Annotated in this window: 1 protein-coding gene; it reads right to left on the bottom strand. The window is 39.7% G+C overall.

All coding sequences use genetic code 11. The annotated features are described in order from the left end of the window. Positions 1–242: hypothetical protein (locus AAEY83_RS18050; protein WP_351061440.1), on the bottom strand; the 242-nt coding region annotated here is incomplete at both ends.

Below are 242 nucleotides of genomic sequence, written 5' to 3' on the forward strand. Positions count from 1 at the left end.
CGCCTGCCCTGCTCGCGTATCCATTAAAAAGTAAATTGCAGCCCAGCTGCTTGCATACAGCTTACTGGTATCACCTTTTTTCCACGAGTCATCCAAACCCACTAACGAATCAATCGAAAATACACTTTTAGTAATATTGTTATTTTTCGTCCATGAACTATTCGGCTCAACAATAGCTGTTTGCATATTATTTTTAGTAAGCTCAAAGTATTCAGCAAACCCCTCATTAAACCACCTAGAGG

The organism is Psychrobacter sp. TB20-MNA-CIBAN-0197, assembly GCF_040309765.1.
GTDB lineage: Bacteria > Pseudomonadota > Gammaproteobacteria > Pseudomonadales > Moraxellaceae > Psychrobacter > Psychrobacter submarinus.